This is a genomic window from Mesorhizobium sp. M7A.F.Ca.ET.027.03.2.1, assembly GCF_003999175.1.
Classification (GTDB): domain Bacteria; phylum Pseudomonadota; class Alphaproteobacteria; order Rhizobiales; family Rhizobiaceae; genus Mesorhizobium.
The window spans coordinates 1-4060 of record NZ_RZOM01000550.1; the positions used below are offsets into that span (position 1 = coordinate 1).

The 4060-nt window shown below is 61.8% G+C and carries 3 protein-coding genes and 1 pseudogene; 2 read left to right on the top strand and 2 right to left on the bottom strand.

Annotated features, from left to right (window positions below; genetic code table 11):
* Positions 1-994, top strand: a pseudogene (locus EN750_RS21930) (cell division protein FtsH); the annotation flags it as partial.
* A 243-nt stretch (positions 995-1237) separates the two neighbouring features.
* On the opposite strand, the gene EN750_RS21935 reads toward EN750_RS21930, so the two are convergent.
* Positions 1238-1690, bottom strand: a complete 453-nt coding sequence (locus EN750_RS21935) for a hypothetical protein (protein ID WP_127397625.1) — start codon at positions 1688-1690, stop codon at positions 1238-1240.
* 242 nt (positions 1691-1932) lie between these two features.
* The gene (locus EN750_RS21940; protein WP_127397626.1) at positions 1933-2760 is read right to left on the bottom strand and encodes a hypothetical protein; all 828 of its coding nucleotides are present in this window, start codon (positions 2758-2760) and stop codon (positions 1933-1935) included.
* 367 nt (positions 2761-3127) lie between these two features.
* On the opposite strand from EN750_RS21940, the gene glmM reads away from it, so the two are divergent.
* On the top strand, positions 3128-4060 hold a 933-nt coding region (gene glmM, locus EN750_RS21945; RefSeq protein WP_127397627.1), incomplete at its 3' end, for a phosphoglucosamine mutase.

Genomic DNA, 4060 nt, shown 5'->3' on the forward strand with positions numbered 1-4060 from the left:
GCTCAGGCCAGGCCGCTTCGACCGCCAGGTCGTGGTGCCGAACCCTGACATCGTCGGCCGCGAGAAGATCCTCAAGGTGCATGTGCGCAACGTGCCGCTGGCGCCCAATGTCGACCTCAAGGTGATCGCGCGCGGTACGCCGGGCTTTTCCGGCGCCGATCTGATGAACCTCGTCAACGAATCCGCGCTGATGGCGGCACGGCGCAACAAGCGCCTCGTCACCATGGCCGAATTCGAGGACGCCAAGGACAAAATCATGATGGGCGCCGAGCGCCGCTCGTCGGCCATGACCCAGGCCGAGAAGGAGCTGACCGCCTACCATGAGGCCGGCCACGCCATTCTCGCGCTCAACGTGCCATCGGCCGATCCGCTGCACAAGGCCACGATCATTCCACGCGGTCGCGCGCTCGGCATGGTCATGCAGTTGCCCGAAGGCGACCGCTATTCGATGAGCTACAAATACATGATCTCGCGTCTCGCCATCATGATGGGCGGCCGCGTCGCCGAGGAGTTCAAGTTCGGCAAGGAGAACATCACCTCCGGCGCCTCTTCGGATATCGAGCAGGCGACCAAGCTGGCCCGCGCCATGGTCACGCGCTGGGGCTTTTCCGACAAGCTCGGCCATGTCGCCTATGGCGACAACCAGGAAGAAGTGTTCCTCGGCCATTCGGTGGCGCGCACGCAGAACGTCTCGGAAGAAACGGCGCAGATCATCGACGCCGAAGTGCGCCGCCTGATCGACGAGGCCTATTCGTCGGCGAAGTCCATCCTGACCAAGAAGAAGAAGGAATGGATCGCGCTGGCACAGGGCCTGCTGGAATATGAGACGCTGTCCGGCGAGGAGATCAAGCAGTTGATCGCCGGCCACAAGCCCGCGCGCGACCTTGGCGACGACACGCCGCCCAGCCGTGGCTCGGCCGTGCCGAAGTCCGGCGGCCGGCGAAAGAAGGGTCCTGAGCCCGAAGGCGGCATGGAACCGCAGCCATCGAGTTGAGCTTGACCACTGATTTCATCGAACGCCGCGGCTTGCTCCGCGGCGTTTTTTGTTTTTGGCGTTGGGGAGGAGTTGTCCGCGACCTCGCATCTGCGACGGTGACGATTGGCGAAAGCCAAGGTGATAGCTAATCTCCCCGCAAGGGGGAGATTGGCAACGTCGCCGCTGGTGCCCTCGAAGGCAACAAAAAGGCCCGCGAACCCTGCGGTTCGCAGACCTTCTCTTCTTCAGATGTCTTGTCGCTCAGCTCTTCAGCTTGGCATTGCACAGGCTGTAATAACCGCCGCCCTTCTGGATCCAGCGAAGGCCGTTCAACGTGCCCGCGTCCTTGTTGCCATGGTAGCCCTGCAGACAGGTCTTCATGCGCGCCTTCGCGGGCTTTTCGGTCTTGAACTCGGCGGCCAGCGTGGTCGGGAATGTCACGCCCGCGGGCGCTACAGTGGGGGCGACCGCCGCGCTGGTTTCCTTTTTCGTCTGCGGCTCGGTTTTGACCGTATCCTCGCTGACACTGTCCGCTGCTGATGTCGCGCACTTCTCCTTGCGAAAAGCCGTCCAGTCCATGCCGTTCAGAGTGCCGCCTTCCTTGGCTGTTCGATAGGTCTCGCCGCATTCCTTCATCGTCAGTGCGCTTGCGGGGGCGACGCTCCAAGCGACAAATGCGGTCGCAGCCAATACCGCCAATCTCAAACCGTGCATAAGACCCTCCTGGTTGATAATAAGTTTGACGTCTTTTTGTATATGGTTTGTTCTTGATATGTTCAACCAGAATCTTTACGGGCTACCGATGAGCTTGGCGGTGGGCAGTGTAGGCGAATTGATGATGCCGACAGCCCGGCGACATGCAGATGCGAGCAAGGCAGTGTGCGTCTTCGCGCAACAAAAAAGGCCCGCGCATCTTGCGATGCGCGGGCCTTTGTTTGGAGACTATGGCTAAGCGATCAGCCCTTCAGCTTGGCATTGCACAGGCTGTAGAAGCCGCCGCCCTTCTGGATCCACTTCAGGCCGCCGAGCGCGTTGGCGTCCTTGAGGACATAGTACTGGTCGAGGCAGGTGTGCATGCGGCCCTTTCCGGGGGTCTCGCTGGCATATTTCGCCGAGATCGCGGACGGGAACTTGACGCCCTTGGGCGCAGCCGTCGTCGGCTTCGCCGGCTCCTTGGTGTAGCTGGCCTCGTCGGCGGCCGGCACCGTGTCGTCATCCGATGCGCCGGCGCCGCATTCGGTCTTGCGGAAGTCGTTCCACTTCATGCCCTTCAGCGTGTTGGCCGTCTTGGCGGCCTGATACTTGGTGCTGCATTCGGCCATGCTCAGACCCTTGCCGTCGGCGGGGGCCGCGGCAGCCTTGGTGGTTGCCGGCTTGGCGGCGGCAGCGGCGGATGCACCGGCGGCGCATTCGGACTTGCGGAAGTCGTTCCACTTCATGCCGTTCAGCGTGCCGGCAGCCTTCGCCGCCTGGTATTTGGTGCTGCATTCCTTCGCCGTCAGGCCCTTGGCCGTGCTGTCGTCCGCAGCGGCGGCAGCCTTGGCCGCCTTCGTCTCGGCAGCCTTCTTGGTATCGGCCGGCTTGGCGTCGGTCGTCGCGGCGGCGTCGGTGCCGCACTGAGCCTTGCGGAACTGGTTCCAGGTCGCGCCGGCGAGTGTCCCCGCATCCTTGGCGGCGTTGTATTTCGTGCTGCACTCGGCCATCGTCAGTGCGTTGGCTGGCGCGGCCAGGAACAAGGTCGCGACGGCGAGGCCGGTCAAAGTGGCAAGTCGGTGGATGAGCATAGCGTTTCTCCGTTGCAGCAGCCCATGATACGTCCCTGCAGATCAATATCGCTCAACGGGCGGTTGCGCCAGATGCTAAGTGGCGTATATATCGCCGAAAACCGGTTTCTCCCGATAAGGTGATGAAATCGTTGTCCGTTGTCTGGTTCAGAGCAAGATTTTCCTCGTGCATCCGCGCTGAAAGGCTCGCATGACTTGTATATTGCAACATGGCAGTCTGGGCATGTCAGGTTGCGGCCACATGTGTGCAGTGCACAACAATGGTTTTCTAAGGATTGGTAACGTACAATCACACAATGTGATCATAGCGCCCTGGCCAATTGTGGCATGACGTGCCGGGGAAGAAACGTCGAGGAAGCTGACTAGCATGGCAGGGAATTATTTCGGCACGGACGGCATTCGCGGACGCGCCAACAAGTTTCCGATGACGGCTGAAATCGCTATGCGGGTCGGCATGGCCGCCGGCCTTTCCTTCCAGCGCGGCAGCCATCGACATCGTGTCGTGCTCGGCAAGGACACCAGGCTTTCCGGCTATATGATCGAGAATGCCATGGTCGCCGGTCTTTGTGCCGCCGGCATGGACGTGTTCCTGCTCGGCCCGATCCCGACGCCGGCTGTCGCCATGCTGGTGCGTTCGCTGCGCGCCGATATCGGCGTCATGATCTCGGCCTCGCACAACCCCTATTACGACAACGGCATCAAGCTGTTCGGACCCGACGGCTACAAGCTCTCCGACGAAATCGAGGAGCGCATCGAGAGCATGCTCGACAAGGATATCGAACTGGCGCTCGCCGATTCCGACGGGCTTGGCCGCGCCAAGCGCGTCGACGGGGTGCATGACCGCTACATCGAATTCGCCAAGCGCACCTTGCCGCGCTCGATGTCGCTCGCCGGCTTGAGGATCGTTGTCGATTGCGCCAATGGCGCGGCCTACAAGGTGGCGCCCGAGGCGCTGTGGGAACTGGGCGCCGAAGTCGTCGCCATCAATGTCGAGCCCAACGGCTTCAACATCAACAAGGAATGCGGCTCGACCCATCCGGCCGGCCTGCAAAAGAAGGTGCACGAAGTGCGCGCCGACATCGGCATCGCGCTCGACGGCGACGCCGATCGTGTCGTTATCGTCGATGAAAACGGCGCGATCGTCGATGGTGACCAGATCATGGCGCTGATCGCCGAATCCTGGCACCAGAGCGGGCGGCTTGCCGGCGGTGGTGTCGTCTCAACCGTGATGTCCAATCTGGGCCTCGAACGCTTCCTCGGCGACATGAAGCTGCAATTGCACCGCACCAAGGTCGGCGAC

Bases quoted from the DNA above. Each gene is read 5' to 3' on its own strand.
- EN750_RS21940 (WP_127397626.1), bottom strand. From the start codon at position 2,760: ATGCTCATCCACCGACTTGCCACTTTGACCGGCCTCGCCGTCGCGACC.
- EN750_RS21935 (WP_127397625.1), bottom strand. From the start codon at position 1,690: ATGCACGGTTTGAGATTGGCGGTATTGGCTGCGACCGCATTTGTCGCT.